The organism is Clostridium sp. AF32-7AC, from assembly GCF_003477925.1.
GTDB lineage: Bacteria > Bacillota > Clostridia > Lachnospirales > Lachnospiraceae > Otoolea > Otoolea fessa.
Genome location: NZ_QUEG01000004.1, coordinates 120,472 through 141,349, shown reverse-complemented (window position 1 = coordinate 141,349; position 20,878 = coordinate 120,472). Strand labels below are relative to the sequence as shown.

15 protein-coding genes are annotated in these 20,878 nt (G+C 49.3%); 13 read left to right on the top strand and 2 right to left on the bottom strand.

The window, feature by feature from the left end:
- The first annotated feature begins 40 nt into the window (after window positions 1-40).
- A complete protein-coding gene (locus DWZ45_RS07685) occupies window positions 41-2,044 on the top strand; it encodes a heavy metal translocating P-type ATPase (RefSeq protein WP_118468586.1) in 2,004 nt (667 codons plus the stop codon).
- A gap of 286 nt (window positions 2,045-2,330) precedes the next feature.
- On the top strand, window positions 2,331-4,010 hold the full coding sequence (locus tag DWZ45_RS07680) for a DUF5722 domain-containing protein (protein ID WP_107001358.1): 1,680 nt from the start codon (window positions 2,331-2,333) through the stop codon (window positions 4,008-4,010).
- 219 nt (window positions 4,011-4,229) lie between these two features.
- On the opposite strand, the gene DWZ45_RS07675 is transcribed toward DWZ45_RS07680, so the two are convergent.
- Window positions 4,230-5,573: a butyryl-CoA:acetate CoA-transferase gene (locus DWZ45_RS07675; RefSeq protein ID WP_118468442.1), complete on the bottom strand. Its 1,344-nt coding sequence runs from the start codon at window positions 5,571-5,573 to the stop codon at window positions 4,230-4,232.
- Between the two features lie 505 nt (window positions 5,574-6,078).
- On the opposite strand from DWZ45_RS07675, the gene DWZ45_RS07670 reads away from it, so the two are divergent.
- The 7 genes from DWZ45_RS07670 to DWZ45_RS07640 all read left to right on the top strand — a co-directional run bounded on the left by DWZ45_RS07670 (window position 6,079) and on the right by DWZ45_RS07640 (window position 14,347).
- Window positions 6,079-7,260: an acetyl-CoA C-acetyltransferase gene (locus DWZ45_RS07670; protein WP_107001360.1), complete on the top strand. Its 1,182-nt coding sequence runs from the start codon at window positions 6,079-6,081 to the stop codon at window positions 7,258-7,260.
- Between the two features lie 101 nt (window positions 7,261-7,361).
- A complete protein-coding gene (locus DWZ45_RS07665; RefSeq protein ID WP_118468440.1) occupies window positions 7,362-8,138 on the top strand; it encodes an enoyl-CoA hydratase-related protein in 777 nt (258 codons plus the stop codon).
- Between the two features lie 40 nt (window positions 8,139-8,178).
- On the top strand, window positions 8,179-9,015 hold the full coding sequence (locus tag DWZ45_RS07660) for a 3-hydroxyacyl-CoA dehydrogenase NAD-binding domain-containing protein (RefSeq protein ID WP_107001361.1): 837 nt from the start codon (window positions 8,179-8,181) through the stop codon (window positions 9,013-9,015).
- A 130-nt stretch (window positions 9,016-9,145) separates the two neighbouring features.
- Window positions 9,146-10,297 (top strand): acyl-CoA dehydrogenase, encoded by a 1,152-nt coding sequence (locus DWZ45_RS07655; RefSeq protein WP_107001362.1) that lies wholly within the window; start codon window positions 9,146-9,148, stop codon window positions 10,295-10,297.
- A 71-nt stretch (window positions 10,298-10,368) separates the two neighbouring features.
- The gene (locus DWZ45_RS07650) at window positions 10,369-11,160 is read left to right on the top strand and encodes an electron transfer flavoprotein subunit beta/FixA family protein (protein ID WP_107001363.1); all 792 of its coding nucleotides are present in this window, start codon (window positions 10,369-10,371) and stop codon (window positions 11,158-11,160) included.
- Window positions 11,161-11,189: 29 nt separating this feature from the next.
- Entirely contained in the window at window positions 11,190-12,245 is a 1,056-nt protein-coding gene (locus DWZ45_RS07645) for an electron transfer flavoprotein subunit alpha/FixB family protein (RefSeq protein WP_022360637.1), read from the top strand.
- Window positions 12,246-12,922: 677 nt separating this feature from the next.
- Entirely contained in the window at window positions 12,923-14,347 is a 1,425-nt protein-coding gene (locus DWZ45_RS07640) for an MBOAT family protein (protein ID WP_118468438.1), read from the top strand.
- Here DWZ45_RS07640 and DWZ45_RS07635 read toward each other — a convergent pair.
- Complete coding sequence (locus tag DWZ45_RS07635) at window positions 14,344-15,075, bottom strand: SDR family oxidoreductase (RefSeq protein WP_118468436.1); 732 nt, start codon at window positions 15,073-15,075, stop codon at window positions 14,344-14,346. The two genes, DWZ45_RS07640 and DWZ45_RS07635, sit on opposite strands and share 4 nt — an antisense overlap.
- 448 nt (window positions 15,076-15,523) lie before the next feature.
- Between DWZ45_RS07635 and trxB the strand changes: the two genes are divergently transcribed.
- From trxB to DWZ45_RS07615, 4 genes are all read left to right on the top strand, one after another.
- Window positions 15,524-16,441, top strand: coding sequence for a thioredoxin-disulfide reductase (trxB, locus tag DWZ45_RS07630; protein WP_118468434.1), 918 nt, complete (start codon window positions 15,524-15,526; stop codon window positions 16,439-16,441).
- Window positions 16,442-16,600: 159 nt separating this feature from the next.
- Window positions 16,601-18,148 (top strand): SH3 domain-containing C40 family peptidase, encoded by a 1,548-nt coding sequence (locus DWZ45_RS07625; protein WP_118468432.1) that lies wholly within the window; start codon window positions 16,601-16,603, stop codon window positions 18,146-18,148.
- Between the two features lie 255 nt (window positions 18,149-18,403).
- Window positions 18,404-19,048, top strand: coding sequence for a cyclodeaminase/cyclohydrolase family protein (locus DWZ45_RS07620; RefSeq protein ID WP_118468430.1), 645 nt, complete (start codon window positions 18,404-18,406; stop codon window positions 19,046-19,048).
- A 127-nt stretch (window positions 19,049-19,175) separates the two neighbouring features.
- A complete protein-coding gene (locus tag DWZ45_RS07615; protein ID WP_118468428.1) occupies window positions 19,176-20,843 on the top strand; it encodes a formate--tetrahydrofolate ligase in 1,668 nt (555 codons plus the stop codon).
- Window positions 20,844-20,878 lie beyond the last annotated feature (35 nt).

The following is a 20,878-nucleotide window of genomic DNA, read 5'->3' as shown; positions in this document are numbered from 1 at the left end:
TTTTTTCAGGGAACGTGTTTCCAGAATGAAGGGAGGCTTTATGAATCAGAAGCAGAAAACGATGCTGAAGCGGATCGTCGCGGCGGCAATCGTATATATCGCGGCGGCAGCAGCGAAAAAAATGAATGTATTTGCCGGAATGCCGCAGCCATGGACAGAGTTAGTCGTATTTTTAATTCCGTATCTGATTATTGGATGGGATATTGTATACAAGGCGTTCCGGGGGATTAAAAATGGTCAGGTGTTTGATGAGAATTTCCTCATGACAGTAGCGACGTTCGGGGCGTTCGGTGTGGGCGAGTTTTCTGAGGCGGTTGCGGTTATGCTGTTCTATCAGGTTGGCGAGCTGTTTCAGAGTTATGCGGTCAACCGTTCGCGCCAGTCGATCAGCGATCTCATGAATATCTGCCCGGAATATGCCAATATTGAAAAAGATGGACAGATAGAGCAGGTCGAGCCGGATGATGTGGAAGTGGATGACATCATCGTGGTACAGCCGGGAGAGCGGATTCCGCTGGATGGCGTGGTGGTAGAGGGTGAATCGATGATCGATACCTCGGCGCTGACTGGTGAATCGGTACCGCGCCGTGCGGCAGCCGGGGATGAAATCATCAGCGGATGTGTCAATGGCAGCGGGCTTCTGCGGGTGCGCGTGACGAAAGAATTTGATGATTCGACGGTGGCGCGGATTCTGGAGCTGGTGGAGAATGCCAGCAGCAAGAAGGCGAAGGTGGAGAACTTTATCACCCGGTTTGCCAGATATTATACGCCGGTGGTCGTGATCGCGGCGGTTGCTTTGGCATTTGTGCCGCCGATTGTGCTGGGCGGAGAATTTAGCGAGTGGATTCAGAGAGCTTGTATTTTCCTGGTAATTTCCTGCCCGTGTGCGCTGGTGATTTCGGTTCCGCTTAGCTTCTTTGGCGGCATTGGTGCTGCATCCCGCATCGGTGTGTTAGTCAAGGGAAGCAATTATCTGGAGGCAGTTTCGGAGCTGGATACGGTTGTATTTGATAAGACAGGCACCCTGACGAAGGGCGAGTTTAAAGTGACGGAGCTGCATCCGGCGGGAATCAGTGAGGATGAGCTTCTGGAGCTGGCGGCGTATGCCGAGAATTATTCGACGCATCCGATCGCGGAATCGATACGGGAGGCGTATCGTGAGAGAAAATGCAGTTTGGCAGAAGCAGAAACTCAAAAGGCGAATGCGGGAACAGCGGAAATCGTTCTGGATGCTGACAATGACACAATAAAAGAGGTGCAGTCCAAAGAGGGTGTGCAGGGAGTAGTACGCAAACCCCTGATCGACTTAACCCGCATCGGTGAAACCAACGAGATTTCCGGTCATGGTATCGAGACAACGATCGACGGTCACAAAGTTCTGGCGGGTAATGGACGCCTGATGAAGAGTAAAAATATACCGTATCAGGAATGCGACGGCATCGGCACTGTGATTTATCTGGCAAAGGACGGAAAATTTGCCGGAAGTATCCTGATTGCCGATACGATCAAGCCGGAGACGGAGGATGCGATCCGTGGACTGAAGGCGGCTGGAATCCGCCGTACTGTTATGCTGACGGGCGACCGGAAAGCGGTCGGCGAGGCGGTGGCTGCGAAGGTTGGCATCGATCAGGCGTACACGGAGCTGCTTCCGGCGGATAAGGTGCAGAAGGTCGAGGAGATGCTGGCGGAGATGACCGGAAAGCGGAAGCTGGCATTTGTCGGCGACGGCATCAACGATGCACCGGTTCTCTCCCGCGCAGATGTCGGTATTGCAATGGGAAGCATGGGAAGTGACGCGGCGATCGAGGCGGCGGACATTGTCCTGATGGATGATAACCCGGCGAAGATTGCAGGTGTGGTTAAAATCGGACGCAAGACAATGGCAATTGCGCACCAGAATATCGTGTTTGCCCTGGCGGTTAAGGCGGTTGTGCTTCTGATGGGCGCGGCTGGAGTGGCGAATATGTGGGAAGCCGTGTTTGCGGACGTCGGTGTTTCCGTCATTGCAATTTTAAATGCGATGAGGGCATTAAGAACTAAATAATCGGTAATATCAAAAAGCTATGGCGGAAGGAATACTTGATGGTTCCGGAAACTGTAGCTTTTTAAATTTGCGGCTCTAAGGGATTTATATATAAAACCAATATTTGCAAGTGGTAAAAGAATAGGAATAAGAAAGAAATCAAGGCTTGGAAAAGATAAAATGCTGGGAATCATACAGGATTTCCAAAATAGTTGTAATAATCCTTAATAAAATAGTAATTGAATCTGACGGAAGAATGAAGTATGATCAAATACCATAGGATATTAGACGGAAAGGAAGGAACAGGATGAAAAAATGGATGAAAACGGCGCTTGTCCTGGCTGCAGCGGTCTGCCTGAGTGTGGCGGCTGCGTTCACAGCACTGGCGGCGCAGACGTTTCAGATAACCGCTTCGATCGGCTCCTGTCTGATTGGTTCGGGGCAGAATACAGTGGATATTTCACTTTCAAGCAACGGTGATACAACGGGGACGGACGGAAAGATTTATCTGTTTGAATTGCGGCCGTATGAGTCGGAGATTGGAAGCCGGACTGATTATGTCAGCAGCGTAGGCGCAGGGGAGACGAGGACCGTCTCGATTCCTTTAAACAAGGGAACTGCCCAGGACCGCCTTTACAGCCGGTTTGTTCCGGCAGTGTTTGACGGAACTGCATTTACGGCAGTTGGCGCGGCACATTATATCACAAATCCGGAGGTGGTTGCATCCAATCAGGATGCGTTTAAGACGCCGCTGACGAAAAAGGGCTTGAATATCCAGTTAAATATGCTCAACGATGCATTTACACTGGGCGTCAAACATGTGGCGGTCAATATCGCATTTTCCCAGTTTTTAGGAAGTGGCATTGATTATGAGTACGATGGAAAAACGTATCATTTTAATAAGTCGGTGGTTGAAAATTATGACAAGGTGATCAGTACATATATCGGAAAAGATATATCTGTGACGGCGATCGTTTTAAATGACTGGAATGACGCGCACCCGGAACTGGTTCATGCGGGAACTGCGAAATCTTCGAGCGCCAATTATTATATGTTTAACACGAAGACACAGGAAGGATTTGAGACAACGCGTGCGATCTTCGCGTTTTTGGCGGATCGTTACAGCGGCAAGAATCATAATTCAAATTATGCGAAGATTTCCAACTGGATTCTGGGCAATGAGATCAACAACCAGATTTGGAACTACATGGGACCGGCAGATTTGAATGCATATGTATCCACGTATCAGCAGGCATTCCGCACGTTCTACACGGCGATCAAGAGCACAAGTGCGAATGACCGGGTTTATTTTTCACTTGATTTCTGGTGGGGAGCTCCGTATGAGAACCTGAACGATCAGGTGCATTATACGGGCAAAGGCATTGTTGATACGTTTAACGCCTTGGCAGTAACGGAAGGCCAGATGGACTGGGGCATTGCCTACCATCCGTATCCGTACCCGATGACGGAACCGGAATTCTGGGATGATCCGGCAACGGGGCTGGTAACCGAGAGTGCAGATTCACCGATTGTCAACTTTGCAAACTTGCATGTACTGACCGATTATCTGAATCAGGATTCGATGAAGACAGCATCCGGCGAGGTGCGCCATGTCATTCTGACGGAGGAAGGATTTACTGCACAGAGTCTGACGCGCGGCGATGTGTCGGATATCCAGGCGGCGGCATTTGCATATTCTTACTATATCGTGGACAGTAACCCGTATATCGACGCGTACATTCTGAGTCGTCAGGTCGATGCGCCGTCAGAGGTAAGGGCAGGCTTAAGCTTCGGTCTGTGGTCCTGTGATATGAATCAGGGCAATGAGATTGTAGCGGTAAAGGATCGAAAGCTCTGGAGAGTTTTCCACGACATTGATCAGAAGAGATACACGCTGGAAACTTCGAATTTTGCAAAATCAATCATCGGAATTAATAAGTGGTCGGATGTGATTCCGAACTTCCGGTGGAAGTCTCTGGAACAGTAGCGGATGGTAGACACAGACTTGTAGAACAAAAACTATAAGAAAAAAGTATAAATAAAAAAGTGCCTTTCTTCTCGAAGAAAATTTCTTGAGAGGAAAAGCACTTTTTTTAGAAAATAAACGTATCTGATGTATCGGAGAACCGGGAGTCTCAGATACCATAGATGGTTTGCTGGATTTTGTCTCCGAATTCTGCCGATTTTATCAGATCTTGAGTTCTTATCAGATCTTATTGCTCTGTCTCCAGATATGCATCTTCTCAGCTTCCTTAATCAGCTGATCGCGGAACTGCGGATGTGCAACGGAGATGATAGCCTCGCATTTCTGCCAGGTTGCAAGACCCTTTAAGTTTACTTTACCGTACTCGGTTACCAGGTAGTGCAGGTTTGCACGTGTATCGGTTACGATGGAACCCTGATTTAAGGTCGGGAGAATACGGGACTGCAGCTCGCCAGCCTTGTTCTTGAAGGTGGAGGAGCAGCAGATGAAGCTCTTTCCGCCCTTGGACAGGTAAGCGCCCAGAACGAAGTCAAGCTGTCCGCCTGCACCGCTGATGTGCTTGATTCCTGCGGACTCTGCATTTACCTGACCGAAGAGGTCGAGGTCAACCGCGTTGTTGATGGACATGAAGTTGTCCAGGGCTGCGATGGTGCGGACGTCGTTGGTGTAATCAACCGGAGCACTCATGCAGACCGGGTTGTTGTTTAAGTAGTCATACAGTTTCTTGGTACCAGCGCCGAATGCGTATACCTGACGGCCTTTGTCCAGTGCTTTGTGAGCGCCTGTGATCTTGCCGGCTGCGGCAATATCAACGAATGCGTCAACGTACATTTCGGTGTGAACACCCAGATCCTTTAAGTCAGATTTCGCAATCAGGGAACCAACTGCGTTCGGCATACCGCCGATACCTAACTGTAAGCAGGCACCATCCGGGATCTCGTCTACGATCAGTTTTGCAACTGCTTCATCGACATCAGTCGCTGCTGCGCCGCCTCCCATCTCTGCGATGGTCGGGTTGCTGCCCTCTACGATCATGTCTACGTTGGAGATATGAACGCCGTTCTCAAATCCGCCGAGGCAGACTGGCATATTTTCATTGACCTCTACGATGACAACCTTGGAAGTCTCGCAGCAGGCTGCCATATGGGAAGCATTTGGTCCGAAGTTGAAATAACCGTGCTCGTCCATCGGAGCGACCTGGAATACAGCTACATCCGGTTTGGTTGCGGACTCACGATAGTATCTCGGAAGCTCGGAATAACGGATCGGAGCATAGAAGCTGAATCCCTGTGCGATTGCCTTTCTCTCGATACCGCTCATGTGCCAGGAGTTCCAGGTCATATGAGCTGCCGGGTTTTCGATCTTGAAGATCTCCGGTACCCACATCAGGATACCGCCGCGGAAGTTTACATTCTCCAGTTCCGGAAGACGTTTTGCGATAGCAGCATCGACTGCTACCGGAGTGCCGGTGGTCCAGCCATAGTCAACCCAGTCGCCAGATTTAACGACGGAAGCAGCTTTTTCAGCGGAAACCAGCTTTTCTGCATACAGTTTCTTGTAATCCATACTTATTCACCTTGTCCTTTTTAATAATATGAAGAAGTCCGTACAAATGCGTGATTCGGACATCCCCCGTTGTTTATCAGTGTATCATCTCCACTACCCCTTGTCAACGAAAGAGGCGGAGGACAAAATAGGGGAAAATGACGACATATTCATATTTATGAATTACAGATATAAGTGTATGTAAATAGAAAAGAAATGACTTTGTCTATTAATTCACAAACAAAATACCATGTTGGTTATAATGCCAGAGAAGACCACTTTTATTGAGAAAACGGAAGAAAAAAATTGTGCATTCCGCCTAAAGGCGATCAAAACGATGTAGAAATAAGTGGATTGTACGCGGAAAAATGAGAATCTTAAATCTTTATAAATCCATTGATAATTATTTGACAGGAGCCGCGTGGGGTGTTAAGATACAAATACACTATCATATTTATCACTATTTTACTATTTACTGCAGTTGTGTTATTTACGTGGTGGATCATTTTCAAGGAGGATTTTTTCAATGTCTAAGAAAGTCGTAATTGCAAGTGCATGCCGTACCGCAGTAGGTTCTATGGGTGGCCAGCTCAGTACTGTTCCAGCAGCTGAGATGGGTGCCGTAGTTATCAAGGAGGCTCTGAAGAGAGCAGGCGTTGCTCCGGAGCAGGTTGATCACGTATACATGGGATGTGTTATCCAGGCTGGTCTTGGTCAGAACGTAGCACGTCAGATGTCTCTGAAAGCTGGTCTTCCGGTAGAAGTTCCGGCAGTTACCCTGAACGTGGTTTGCGGTTCTGGTCTGAATGCTGTAAACGCAGCAGCAGATATGATCCTTGCAGGCGATGCTGACATCGTAGTAGCTGGTGGTGCAGAGAACATGTCCGCAGCTCCGTATGCTCTGATGAAGGCTCGTTACGGATACCGTATGAACAATGCGACCATGATCGACACCATGGTAAATGACGCTCTGTGGGATGCATTCAACGATTACCACATGGGTATCACCGCTGAGAATATCTGCGATCAGTGGGGTATCACAAGAGAAGAACTCGATGAGTTTGCAGCAGCTAGCCAGCAGAAGGCTTGCGCAGCTATCGAGGCTGGACGTTTCAAAGACGAGATCGTTCCGATCGAAGTTAAGAAGAAAAAAGAGACTGTTATCGTAGATACCGATGAGGGTCCGCGTCCGGGTTCCACTGTAGAGGTTCTTGGCAAGCTTCGTCCGGCATTCAAGAAAGACGGACGTGTAACAGCTGGTAACGCTTCCTCCATCAACGATGGTGCAGCAGCTGTAGTTGTTATGAGCGAAGAGAAAGCAAAAGAACTGGGTATCAAACCGATGGCTACATGGGTAGCAGGCGCTCTGGGCGGTGTAGATCCGAGCATCATGGGTATTGGACCGGTTGCAGCTACCAAGAAAGTTCTGAAGAAGACAGGCTGGAAGGTAGAAGACTTCGACCTGATCGAGGCAAACGAGGCATTCGCAGCTCAGTCTATCGCTGTAGCTCGTGACCTTGGCTTCAACAAAGACATCCTGAACGTAAACGGCGGTGCAATCGCTATCGGACATCCGGTAGGAGCATCTGGCTGCCGTATCCTGACAACTCTGTTATACGAGATGCAGAAACGTGACGCTAAGAAGGGTCTGGCTACTCTGTGTATCGGTGGCGGCATGGGCTGCGCAACGATCGTTGAGAGAGACTAATTTCTGACGCAGAACCGGAGTCGTCGGGGCTTATCCCCGGCGCTCCGGCTGTTTCTGGTTTTACGTATTTCAATTCAAGAGCTTTTTAGGAGGAACTGGAAGTGGGATTTGTAGACTATGAGGTAGACGGACACGTCGCAGTCATAACTATTAATCGTCCGAAGGCACTGAACGCGTTAAACGAGGATGTGCTGAAGGATATTGAAGCTGCATTTGATGCAGTAGACCTTTCCGAAATTCGTGCAATTATCCTGACCGGCGCAGGAGAGAAATCTTTCGTAGCCGGTGCTGACATCGCTGCTATGAGCGTGATGACCAAGGAGCAGGGCGAGCACTTCGGTAAATTCGGCAACGATATTTTCCGCAAGATTGAAACCTTCCCGGTTCCAGTTATCGCGGCAGTAAACGGTTTCGCACTCGGCGGCGGCAACGAGCTTGCCATGAGCTGTGATATCCGTATCTGCTCGGACAATGCATTATTCGGACAGCCTGAAGTAGGTCTGGGTATCACACCAGGCTTCGGCGGTACACAGAGACTCGCACGTCTCATCGGACCGGGCAAGGCAAAAGAGATGGTATTTGCGTCCCGCAACATCAAAGCGGACGAGGCATACCGTGTCGGACTTGTAAATGCTGTTTATACACAGGAAGAGCTGATGCTGGCTGCGAAGAAGCTGGCAGGCGCTATCGCAAAGATGGCTCCGATCGCTGTCAGAAACAGCAAAAAGGCGATGAACGACGGACTTCAGACTGATATGGATCAGGCTATCGTGATCGAGGAAAAACTGTTTGGCGGATGCTTCGAGACAGAAGATCAGAAGAACGGTATGCAGGCATTCCTTGAGAAACGGAAAGTGGAGCAGTTTAACAATAGATAGTTAGTTAAATTATAGTTGTATAATTTCAGGAGGATTTGTCATGAAAGTTGGTATTATTGGTGCAGGAACCATGGGTTCCGGAATCGCTCAGGCATTTGCCCAGGTAGATGGATATGAAGTATGCCTGTGTGATATTAACGAAGAGTTTGCTTCCAACGGCAAACTGAAAATTTCCAAGAACTTTGAGAAGAGAGTAGCAAAAGGAAAGATGGCAAAAGAGGATGCAGACAAGATCCTTGCCAGAATCCATACCGGCGTTAAGACTATCTGCAGCGACTGCGATCTCGTAGTTGAGGCAGCAATCGAGAACATGGAGATCAAAAAACAGACCTTCAAAGAGCTGGGCGCTATCTGCAAGGCAGACTGCGTATTCGCTACCAACACCTCTTCTCTGTCCATTACTGAGATCGGTGCAGGTCTTGACCGCCCGGTTATCGGTATGCACTTCTTCAACCCGGCTCCGGTTATGAAGCTGGTTGAGGTTATCGCAGGCTTAAACACTCCGGTAGAGATTGTTGACAAAGTTAAGAAGATCTCTGAAGAGATCGGCAAGATCCCGGTACAGGTAGAAGAGGGCGCTGGTTTCGTAGTAAACCGTATCCTCATCCCGATGATCAACGAAGCTATCGGTATCTACGCTGAGGGCGAGGCTTCTGTAGAGGGTATCGATACCGCTATGAAGCTGGGTGCTAACCATCCGATGGGACCGCTTGAACTGGGCGACCTGGTAGGTCTGGACGTTGTTCTGGCTATCATGGAAGTACTTCAGTCTGAGACTGGTGACCCGAAGTACCGTCCGCAGCCGCTTCTTAGAAAGATGGTTCGCGGCGGCAAGCTTGGCCGTAAGTCTGGCGAAGGCTTCTACAAGTACAACTAATATGTACATAAGTCTGGCTTCTTGACCAGATGAAAACATAATAGAGTACCAGATTTTTAAGAACCGCAACGGGGCGGCGCTTAAAGCCGCCTCTTAAGCGTATATAAGAAAATGATGGAGGAATAGACACATGGATTTTACATTAAGTAAAGAGCATGAAATGGCGAGAAAGTTATTCCATGACTTCGCCGAGAACGAAGTAAAACCTTTGGCACAGGAAGTTGACGAGACAGAGCACTTCCCGGAGGAAACCGTTAAAAAGATGCAGAAGCTTGGCTTCATGGGCATCCCGGTTCCGAAGGAGTATGGCGGACAGGGCTGTGATCCGTTAACATACGCTATGTGCGTTGAGGAGCTTTCCAAAGTTTGTGGTACTACCGGCGTTATCGTATCTGCACACACATCTCTGTGCTGCGATCCGATCCAGACTTTCGGTACTGAAGAGCAGAAACAGAAATACCTGGTTCCGCTTGCTAAGGGCGAGAAGCTTGGTGCTTTCGGTCTTACTGAGCCGGGTGCTGGTACAGATGCTCAGGGTCAGCAGACCAAGGCTGTATTAGACGGCGACGAGTGGGTATTAAACGGCTCCAAAGTTTTCATTACCAATGGTAAAGAGGCTGACATTTACGTTATCATCGCTGTAACAGGCGTTGTTGAAGTAAAGGGCAGAAAGAAAAAAGAGATCTCTGCATTTATCGTAGAGAAAGGAACTCCGGGCTTCACCTTCGGTACCAAAGAGAAGAAGATGGGTATCCGTGGATCTGCTACATACGAGCTGATCTTCACAGATTGCCGTATCCCGAAAGAGAACCTGCTTGGCCAGAAGGGCAAAGGTTTCCACATCGCTATGCATACCCTGGATGGCGGACGTATCGGTATCGCTTCCCAGGCACTTGGTCTTGCAGAGGGCGCTCTTGAGAGAACTGTTGATTATGTAAAAGAGAGAAAACAGTTTGGTCGTGCTATCGGTCAGTTCCAGAACACTCAGTTCCAGCTGGCAGATATGGCTACCAAAGTTAAAGCAGCTCAGCTCCTTGTTTACAGAGCAGCCGTTGCTAAGAAGACACAGAAAACCTATTCTGTAGAAGCAGCTATGGCTAAACTGTATGCAGCAGAGGTTGCTATGGAAGTTACAACCAAGGCTGTACAGCTTCACGGTGGTTACGGCTACACGAGAGAGTACGACGTAGAGCGTATGATGCGTGATGCTAAGATCACTGAGATCTACGAGGGTACATCTGAGGTTCAGAGAATGGTTATCTCCGCTGATCTGTTAAAATAATTCAGTCTGCAGAGAAATCAGAACAATCTCAGTCCTAGAGAAAAAAGAAAAAAATAAGGAGTGAAAATACCGTGAAAATTGTAGTTTGTGTAAAACAGGTTCCGGATACCAAAGGCGGAGTTAAATTTAACCCGGATGGTACTCTTGACAGAAGCGCAATGCTGGCAATCATGAACCCAGATGATAAAGCAGGTCTGGAGGCAGCGCTTCGCTTAAAAGATCAGTATGGTGCAGAAGTTACCGTAGTTACTATGGGTCTTCCGAAGGCTGAAGAGGTTCTTCGCGAGGCTATGGCTATGGGCGCAGACAATGGTGTTCTTGTAACTGATCGTGTACTTGGTGGTGCAGATACCTGGGCTACTTCCCAGACAATCGCAGGCGCACTTCGCAACCTGGATTATGACTTAATCATTACTGGCCGTCAGGCTATCGATGGCGATACCGCTCAGGTAGGTCCGCAGATCTCCGAGCACCTTGGCCTTCCGGTAATCAGCTACGCTCAGAAGATTCGTGAAGTAAACGAAGCTGAGAAATACATCGTAGTTGAGCGTCAGTATGATGATAGATATCATGTAGTAAAAGCACAGCTTCCGTGTCTTTTAACCGCTCTTGCAGAGTTAAACGAGCCGCGTTATATGACTCCGGGCGGAATCTTTGATGCATATGCAAAAGAGATCACCGTTTGGGGCAGAAAAGATCTGAAAGAGGTTGAGGATTCCAACCTTGGTCTGAAGGGATCACCGACACAGATCGCAAAAGCTTCCGATAAGGTAAGAAAGGGTGCTGGCGAGAAAGTAGAACTTGATCCGGCAGCTTCCGCAGATTATATCGTTGGCAAACTGGCAGAGAAACACATTATCTAATTATTTTATAGAAAAGAGTGGTGAATAAGATGAACAACTTAGAAGCATATAAGGGCGTATTTGTCTTTGCACAGCAGGTGGATAATGTTATCAGCAATATCGCTTATGAGCTGATTGGCAAAGGTAAAGAATTAGCAAAAGATTTAGGAGTAGAAGTAACCGCTGTTTTAGTTGGTTCTGACGTTAAGGGTCTTGCAGATCAGTTAGCAGAGTACGGCGCAGATAAGGTTATCGTTGTAGACGATCCGGAATTAAAAGAGTACCGTACAGAGCCGTACACACATGCAATCGCATCTGTTATCAAAGAGTTCAAACCGGAAATCTTCCTGATCGGTGCAACTGCAATCGGTCGTGACCTTGGTCCGCGTGTTTGCGCTAGAATCCATACAGGTCTGACTGCAGACTGTACAAAACTTGATATCGGCGATTTCCCGATGAATCCGGTTCCGGGTAGAGAGACAAAGCACAATCAGCTGCTTATGACTCGTCCGGCATTCGGCGGCAACACCATCGCTACCATCGCTTGCCCGGATTTCCGTCCGCAGATGGCAACCGTTCGTCCGGGTGTTATGCAGAAGGCTCCGAAGGAAGCTGGCAAAAAAGCTGTTGTTACTGAGTTCAATCCGGGATTCACAAAGAACAACAAATATGTTGATATTCTGGAAGTTGTTAAGGCTGTATCCAACACCGTTGATATCATGGATGCTAAGATCCTTGTATCCGGCGGTCGTGGCGTAGGAAGCCCGGAGAACTTCAAGATTCTGGATGATCTGGCAGAGGCTATCGGCGGTACCGTAAGCTGCTCTCGTGCAGTTGTAGATGCTGGCTGGAAACCGAAGGATCTTCAGGTAGGTCAGACAGGTAAGACTGTTCGTCCGAACGTATACTTTGCAATCGGTATCTCCGGTGCTATCCAGCATCTGGCAGGTATGGAAGAGTCTGACATCATCGTTGCTATCAACAAAGATGAGTCTGCTCCGATCTTCGATGTTGCTGACTACGGCGTAGTAGGTGACTTAAACAAGATCGTTCCGATGCTGACTGAGAAGATCAAAGAAGCTAAAGCAGCAGCTAAGAACAACTAATTAAAAGCAGGAAGAGATATCTTCTTACAATAAATAAGCAGTAGAGTTTTGTATATTTTTCTCTGATAAATATATGAGACAGCGCCGGCTGGACGGATTTATCTCAGTCGAGAAGACTGAGATAAACGCTCCGCGAGGATGCGCAGTGATTCTGATAGGAATATGTCAGCTTCGCTGACCAGAATCACGCGCCAAGTCTCACGAACGTTCGACTTGAATCCGCCCAGTACTCCGCAGTCCCGTGCCAGCGAGTAAAGAGAACCCTGTTTCCGAGGTGATGAACCTGGGAGGCAGGGTTTTTTGTTTCATAGGAAATTGCGTCCTATGAAACAAAAAACGCTCCGCGAGGATGCGCACTCGCGCGAAGCAGAAATATGTCGCAAGCGACCGCGCTCGGCGCGAGAATGTGCCAAGGCACATTCTTTATTCTGGTCAAAAACACTTGACAGATTAAGGGGGATTACCCGTATAATAGAGTGTCTGGAATATAGATATGATTTATCTGCTATATAAGAAAATACAGGTTACTGTTTACGGGTAGGCACTTTTGGAACCGAAAGTGCCGTAAGAAAACGTGGTGGAGGCAGGAATTTGCCGTATTTAAAAGAGAAGCCACGGCAAATTCCGTTACTGGGCACGTATGCGTGAACAGTAACAAATACAGGATGGTATGATTTATGTTATTTAGTTCCCTTGTGTTCCTATGGTATTTTTTGCCAGCGGTATTTTTGCTTTATTTTATAACGAAAAATCTGCATATCCGCAATGGCGTCCTTTTGGCTGCCAGCCTCTTTTTTTATGCGTGGGGCGAGCCGAAGTATGTGATTCTGATGCTTGTTTCGATCGGGCTGAATTATTTCTTTGGATTGTGGATTGGGAGGATGCAGAGTAAACACAGAATGCGCCTTGCTGTTACAACCTGCGTGTTTTTAAACCTCCTTCTTCTGGGCTATTTCAAATATTTTAACTTCGCAGTCGAGATTGCAAATTCTCTGTTAAGCCGCTTTGCGGGCGGCGCACATACACTTTCTTTCCGCGAGATTGCTCTTCCGGTCGGAATATCCTTCTACACGTTTCAGGCGCTTTCCTACGTGGTGGATGTGTACCGGGGGACGATTCAGGCGCAAAAAAATATCTTTCATCTGGCGCTTTATATTTCTTTCTTTCCGCAGCTCATCGCGGGACCGATCGTCAAGTATCATGATGTCTGCGAACAGATTGGGAACCGGCAGTGTACGGCGGAGGGGATGGCGTATGGAATCAAGCGCTTTTCCTACGGACTGGCGAAAAAAATGTTGTTTGCTAATACCTTTGCGGCGACGGTAGACTGGATGATGGAGAAACCGCTGGCACAGCTGGGAACGGTCAATGCGTGGATGTTGGCGGTTTTGTACACACTTCAGATTTATTTTGATTTTTCGGGATATTCGGATATGGCGATCGGATTGGGAAGAATGTTTGGATTTGATTTTATGGAGAACTTCAATTATCCGTATATCTCTACCTCGATCCGCGAGTTCTGGAGACGCTGGCATATTTCACTCTCGACCTGGTTTAGGGAATATCTTTATATCCCGCTGGGCGGCAACCGGAAAGGGCAGGTGCGGACGTATATTAATCTGCTGATTGTCTTTTTTGCGACCGGGCTCTGGCATGGCGCTGGGGCAACCTTTATCATCTGGGGATTGTACCATGGGCTGTTTCTGGTGGTGGAACGCATGGGACTTGGGAAGCTATTGGAGAAGAACTGCTTCCGGGGACTGAATCACATCTATACGGCGTTGGTTGTAGTGGTTGGCTGGGTGTTCTTTCGCGCCGATACGCTGGCGGATGCGAAAGTGATCCTGCATCAGATGTTTACCTGGGAGAACGGCATCTATCCGGCGTCGCTGTTCGTGAATCGGAAGGTGATTTTTCTTGCGGTGCTGGGCGTGCTGCTTTCGGGCATCGTGCAGAGTATATGCCCGAAGCTGCGGGAGCATTTGTATGAGAAAGAAGTGACAAAGACAGTGGATATTGTGATTATGGCTGTGCTGCTGTTTTTGTGTACCATGTATCTCGTCAGCAGCACGTATAATCCGTTTATTTATTTCAGGTTTTAGATCCAGCCGCCGTCCAGTTGAATTATCTGTCCCGTTAAATAGGAGTTCTCGCTCCCCAGCTGGTATGCCAGTTTTCCGACTTCCTCGGCACGCCCCATACGTCCGGCTGGAATTTCTTCCAGCAGGGCATTCCGTTCTTCTTCATCGAGAAACTGGTTCATTTCGGTGTCAATAGCGCCGCAGGCGATCGCGTTGACCTGGATGCTGCTCGGCGCAAGTTCCTTCGCGAGGGCGCGCGTCATGGCGTTGATGCCGCCTTTGGTGGCAGAATAGGCGACTTCGCAGGAAGCGCCGCAGACGCCCCAGACGGAGGAAATATTGAGAATGCGTCCCGATTTGCGTGACACCATCATCGGAACGGCGAGGCGGCAGCAGTTGAAGACGGAGGTCAGGTTGGTATTGAGAATGTGGTTCCACTCGTCCGGCGTCATATCCTGGAACAGACCGATGTAGGAAATCCCTGCATTGTTGACGAGGACATCCAGGGAACCGAAGCGCTCCCGGATCGCGCCAAACAGGCGGGAACAGCTCTCAAAATCGCCCGCATCGCCCATCCAGGCAAGGCAGGAAACGCCCAGCGCTTCGATTTCGCGCTGGGTCTTTTTTAATTCTTCTTCCCGCCTTAGGCAGGTAATCACGACATCCCAGCCGTTCTTAGCGTAGGTTAATGCAATCGCTTTCCCGATTCCGCGGGAAGCGCCGGTTACGAGGATAGTTTTATGATTCATGGCAGTAAACTCCTTATATGCGTATATTTGATGATACCAGGGTCAAAAGGTCAGAAGTTCGACGCAAGCTTGCTTGCAGGAGAATTTTTGACCTTGGGACCCGCCAAAAACATGAGTAAGTAGCCATTTTTCAAAGAAAAATGAGCGAATTGCGAATGTTTTTGAGAATTGCGGGAGCACGCAGTGCAGAGCAATTCGGTATTAGAGGGGTCAAAAGCTTTTGCCCCCAACATCATATTTGATTGAATTATAGCATGTATTTAAAATTCATGAAATAGTTTCATTTTTCCGCCTGTCATAAAATCGTAAGAAATTTTCATCCATTTTTTGCTGTTCTGAGTGTTTTACAGCATTGTATGAAAGTGCCAAAATGTGTTATACTAAAACCAAATGGATCTGACACAGCGATAGAGCGGATCAATTACCGAACAGATTCGGAAGAAAGGAACTGTATACCATGTATGATATAATAATCATTGGTTCCGGACCAGCTGGCTTGAGTGCGGCGATTTATGCACAGCGGGCATGTCTGGACACGATTGTGATAGAGAAGAATGGAATCAGCGGCGGACAGGTGCTGAATACCTGGGAGGTGGACAATTATCCGGGATTTCCGGGTGTGACCGGCTTTGAGCTTTCCAGACAGTTCCGGGAGCATGCAAACAAGCTGGGAGCAAGAGTTGTACAGGATGAGGTCGTGCAGGTCGAGCTTTCAGGAAATGTGAAGAAAGTAGTCTGCGAGGAAGAGACGTATGAGGCACGCTGTGTGATTCTGGCATCCGGAGCACATCACAGGACGTTGGAGGTGCCGGGAGAAGAGGAACTTCGCGGGGCAGGCGTTTCATACTGCGCGACCTGCGACGGGGCATTTTTCCGGGGAAGGACGGTTGCCGTTGTGGGCGGCGGCGACGCGGCGCTGGAAGATGCAATTTTTCTTGCACGGATGTGTGAAAAAGTATATATCGTCCACCGCAGAGACAAGCTTCGCGGGGCAAAACGGCTGCAGGAGCGCTTACAGGCGCTTGAAAATATTGAATTTGTCTGGAACAGCGAGACGGCTGCGATTGAAGGAAATGGTCAGGTGGAGGCATTGCGGCTGAGACAGACCAAAACCGGAGAAGAGAAGCGGCTGGACGTGGATGGCGTCTTTATTGCGGTCGGAATCGCACCGGAGAGTGAGCTGTATGCGGGTCAGTTAGAGCTTGATGAGCAGGGCTACATCCGGGCGGATGAGAGCGGTCAGACGAGCGTTCCGGGCGTATTTGCAGCCGGAGATGTCCGGACCAAGGCGTTGCGCCAGATTCTGACAGCGGCATCGGACGGTGCAAACTGCGTGGCATCTGCAGAGCGATATCTTCAGGCATAACTCATTTTTAACATAGAAGAAAACATGGGTCAGCAGGCAAAAATCCCATTGCCGTAGGCAATTTTTAATGGATTTTTGCGCGTGACTGTGAAGGTACTGAACAGTTACAGTTTGAGATAAAACGACGGAACAGAACGGACAGAAGAGTAGGAGGTTCTTATGAGAAAAACGCTGAAATTTCTGATAGCATCAGGAGCGTGCCTTGTGATGGCAGGGACGGGACAGATGAGCGCCCAGGCGGCGATGAATCTGGAGACGGATGCCCCGGTCGCTGGTGCGTCAGTGGCGATCAATAATTACTATGCGAGCAGCTTGAACCCGGAAAAAGAGCTGGCGGAGGCATTTGCTTCTAAAGAAGTTCTGGCAGTGGCGGGAGCCGGTCAGACAGGCGTGGCAGGCGGCGCGCAGACGGCCAAACCGGCACAGGTGCCAGCAGAGACGAAAGCCCAGCCAAAGGAGACAACTGGCGAGACTGAGGCGGTTGTCCGCGCGATGTCCAAGTCGATCTACGATAATATCGCGATTTCCCGTGTGACCAATTATGTCAATGTGCGCGCACAGGCGAGCACCAGCAGCGAGGTAGTCGGAAAGATTTACAATAACTGTGCGGCGACGATTCTGGACACGGTGGACGGCGAGGGCGGCAAATGGTACCATATCCAGTCGGGGTCCGTGACCGGTTATATTAAAGCACAGTATTTTGTGACTGGCGAGGAGGCGTCCAAGATTGCCAGGGAGGTCGGCACAACCTACGCGAAGGTTACAAATACCTCTACGCTTCGCCTGAGAGAGACGCCGAGCTTAGAGGGCAAGACGCTGGATCTTCTTTCTGCCGATGCAGAGTATGAGGTGATCGGAGAAGAGGGCGATTTTGCCAAGATTTCCGTCGATAATGATCTGGTCGGATATGTGTATAAAGATTATATTACGACACAGGTAGACTTTAAACAGGCAGTTTCCGTAGCTGAGGAACAGCAGCAGAAAGCTGAAGAAGAAAAACTGAAACAGGAAGCGAATGCGGCGATCGAGAACCTGGAACAGGTAAAGAAGAAAGCCGAGGAAGAGTCGAGGGCAGCGGAAACCACGGCAGCGGCGAAGGAAACCACGGCAGCTGCCAAAGAGACGACCAAAGCATCGGAGACTTCCTACAGCGGAACAATAGAGGCGAATCCGAGCGAAAGCAAGGCAGCTGGGACGACAGCGGCAGCCAAGGAGACGACAAAGGCAGCTGAGACGAAAGCGCCGACTACCGCGGCAGCGACGAAAGCGACCACTGCAAGCGGCGTTGGACCGGGCGGCGGACCAGGCACAGGCGGTACGTCCTCTTCTGGAAATGAAGTAACAAATGCTACTCGTTCTGCGGTTGTGGCATACGCAAAGCAGTTCCTTGGAAATCCGTATGTATACGGCGGAACCAGTCTGACAAACGGCGCGGACTGTTCCGGATTTACAATGAGTGTATTTGCACATTTCGGTATTTCAACCGGACGAAGCTCGAGAGATCAGGCGGCAAAGGGCAAGGAGGTTGCGGTCAGCGCAGTACAGCCGGGCGATCTGCTTTTTTATGCGAGCGGCAATTATATCAATCACGTAGCACTTTACATAGGCAATGGACAGGTTATCCACGCAAGTACGGCAAAGAGCGGCATCAAGATTTCGCCGTCTAACTACCGAACACCGTGTAAGGCAGTTTCATTCTTAAATTAGTAAACGCAGATAAAGGAGTATATCGGTTCTTACGGAACGATTTCATATCCGTAGGGCGCGGTGGGAATACCGCAAAATTACGTTGCCAGCGGGGCAGAAGATTTCTGATCGGTGAGACAAGCAATTTTGCGGTATTTTTTCATTTTCATAGGAAAATGTGTGCACTCGCGCGAAGAAGAATTATGTCGCAGGCGACCGCGCGAGGCGCGAGAATGTGCCAAGGCACATTCTTTTTCATAAAAAAGGAGAAAAATCATGGCAGAATTAAGAGAACTTTCCGTAAACCAGTTCGTAGAAGAAACTGCTTCGAAGGCGTCTGTACCGGGCGGCGGAAGCGTGTCGGCGATGGTGGGAGCGCTGGGTGCGGCATTGATGGAAATGGTGGCAAATCTGACCATCGGAAAGGAAAAATATGCCGGGGTGCAGGAGGAAATGCAGGCGCTGGCAGCTGAGGGCGCTGCGCTGCATGAGGAGCTGCTGGCAGGGATCAAAAAGGACAGCGAATCGTTCAATGGATATATGAGAGCGCTGAAGCTTCCGAAGGAGACGGAGGAGGAGAAAAAAATCCGCACTGCCGCCCTGCAGCAGGGGTTAAAAGAGGCAACCGAAGCGCCGCTTGCGATTGCGGAGTCAGCGGCAAAGATTTTTCCGATGGCGGAAGCGGTCGTAAAGAGAGGCAATAAAGGTGCCGTTTCTGACGGTCTGATTGCGGCGATGTTAGCCCGGACAGCGGTTGTGGGTGCCCTCTTTAATGTGAAGATCAATCTGGCATCGATCAAGGACGAAAGTTATGTATCAGAACTTGAGAAAAGAGTAGAAAAACTGGAATCGGATGCAATTTTTTGTGAAAAATCAATTTTGTGTCTTTCCAAATTGTCAGACACAGTATATAATAGATAACATTCACAGCCTTTCTGGGAAATTCACAGGGGGGGATCATCTTTACAGCAGATAAAGCAGATAACATTCACTGTGTGGAAACTGACCGGAACAGGCAAAACCGCAAAAACAGGGAGGTACAGGAGTAATGATGACAGATATTGAGATTGCACAGGCAGCGAATCCACTGAAAATCGGTGAGATTGCACAGGCAGCAGGCGTAGACGAGAAGTATCTGGAGCAGTATGGAAATTATAAGGCAAAGGTAGACTACAGTCTTCTGAAGGAGACCGAGGGCAAGGATGGAAAACTGATTCTGGTGACCGCGATCAACCCGACTCCAGCCGGAGAAGGAAAGACCACGACCACGGTCGGTCTGGCAGACGGATTGAAACGTCTTGGCAAAAAGGTAACCGTAGCGCTTCGTGAGCCGTCGTTGGGACCGGTCTTTGGTGTCAAAGGTGGTGCAGCTGGCGGCGGATATGCACAGGTCATTCCAATGGAGGATATCAACCTCCATTTTACCGGTGATTTCCACGCGATCGGCGCAGCAAACAACCTGCTGGCAGCGATGCTGGACAATCATATCTATCAGGGCAATGCACTCCGCATCGATCCGAAGCGTATTACCTGGAAGCGTGTTGTCGATATGAATGACCGTCAGCTCCGCAACATCGTAGATGGTCTGGGACGCCGCGTGGATGGCGTGACCCGTGAGGACGGATATGACATCACGGTTGCCAGCGAGATCATGGCAGTTCTGTGCCTGGCACGCAATATTACGGATCTGAAAGAACGCCTTTCCAAGATTATCGTAGGTTATACCTATGACGAGGAACCGGTCACTGCCGGTGATCTGAAAGCAGCGGGCGCGATGACGGCTCTTTTAAAGGATGCCCTGAAACCAAATCTGGTACAGACCTTAGAGCATACACCGGCATTTATCCACGGCGGTCCGTTCGCGAACATCGCGCATGGATGTAACTCCGTCATTGCGACAAAGATGGCATTAAAGCTGGGTGATTACACGATCACAGAGGCTGGCTTCGGCGCCGACCTGGGTGCGGAGAAATTTCTGGATATCAAGTGCCGGATGGCAGAGCTGAAACCGTCGGCGGTCGTTGTAGTAGCGACGGTACGTGCTCTGAAGCATCACGGCGGCGTGGCGAAGGCTGACTTAAACGCAGAGAATCTGGAAGCGCTGGAGAAGGGACTTCCGAACCTGATGCAGCATGTAGAAAATATTACCAAGGTATATGGACTTCCGTGTGTCGTAGCGATCAACCGCTTCCCAATGGATACCGAGGCAGAATTAAAGCTGATCGAGGACAAGTGCCATGAGGTCGGTGTCAATGTGGCTCTGTCCGAAGTATGGGCGAAAGGCGGCGAAGGCGGCGAGGAGCTGGCAAAAGAAGTCATCCGCCTGTGCGAGACTGAGAGCAATTTCCACTACTGCTACGAGACCGATACAACCATCGAGGAGAAGCTGGATGCGATCGTGAAGAAGATCTACCACGGCGACGGCGTTGTACTCACGGATGCAGCAAAGAAACAGGCAAAACGCCTGACTGAGCTTGGATTTGCTAACTATCCGATTTGTATGGCGAAGACGCAGTACAGCTTTTCGGACAATGCGAAGCTGCTCGGCGCACCGAAGAACTTTACGGTAACTGTCCGCAACCTGAAAGTATCCGCGGGCGCAGGCTTCATCGTAGCGCTGACCGGCGATATCATGACGATGCCAGGACTTCCGAAGGTGCCGGCGGCAGAGAAGATCGATGTCGATGAGAATGGACGGATCACGGGTCTGTTTTAAGAAAAGAAATAGAATATGAATGGAACTTAACATAA

Excerpts from the sequence above, each read along its gene's own strand:
- DWZ45_RS07685 (WP_118468586.1), top strand. The coding sequence starts at position 41 with ATGAATCAGAAGCAGAAAACGATGCTGAAGCGGATCGTCGCGGCGGCA.
- DWZ45_RS07680 (WP_107001358.1), top strand. The coding sequence starts at position 2,331 with ATGAAAAAATGGATGAAAACGGCGCTTGTCCTGGCTGCAGCGGTCTGC.
- DWZ45_RS07675 (WP_118468442.1), bottom strand. The coding sequence starts at position 5,573 with ATGGATTACAAGAAACTGTATGCAGAAAAGCTGGTTTCCGCTGAAAAA.
- DWZ45_RS07670 (WP_107001360.1), top strand. The coding sequence starts at position 6,079 with ATGTCTAAGAAAGTCGTAATTGCAAGTGCATGCCGTACCGCAGTAGGT.
- DWZ45_RS07660 (WP_107001361.1), top strand. The coding sequence starts at position 8,179 with ATGAAAGTTGGTATTATTGGTGCAGGAACCATGGGTTCCGGAATCGCT.
- DWZ45_RS07655 (WP_107001362.1), top strand. The coding sequence starts at position 9,146 with ATGGATTTTACATTAAGTAAAGAGCATGAAATGGCGAGAAAGTTATTC.
- DWZ45_RS07645 (WP_022360637.1), top strand. The coding sequence starts at position 11,190 with ATGAACAACTTAGAAGCATATAAGGGCGTATTTGTCTTTGCACAGCAG.
- DWZ45_RS07640 (WP_118468438.1), top strand. The coding sequence starts at position 12,923 with ATGTTATTTAGTTCCCTTGTGTTCCTATGGTATTTTTTGCCAGCGGTA.
- DWZ45_RS07635 (WP_118468436.1), bottom strand. The coding sequence starts at position 15,075 with ATGAATCATAAAACTATCCTCGTAACCGGCGCTTCCCGCGGAATCGGG.
- DWZ45_RS07625 (WP_118468432.1), top strand. The coding sequence starts at position 16,601 with ATGAGAAAAACGCTGAAATTTCTGATAGCATCAGGAGCGTGCCTTGTG.
- DWZ45_RS07620 (WP_118468430.1), top strand. The coding sequence starts at position 18,404 with ATGGCAGAATTAAGAGAACTTTCCGTAAACCAGTTCGTAGAAGAAACT.
- DWZ45_RS07615 (WP_118468428.1), top strand. The coding sequence starts at position 19,176 with ATGATGACAGATATTGAGATTGCACAGGCAGCGAATCCACTGAAAATC.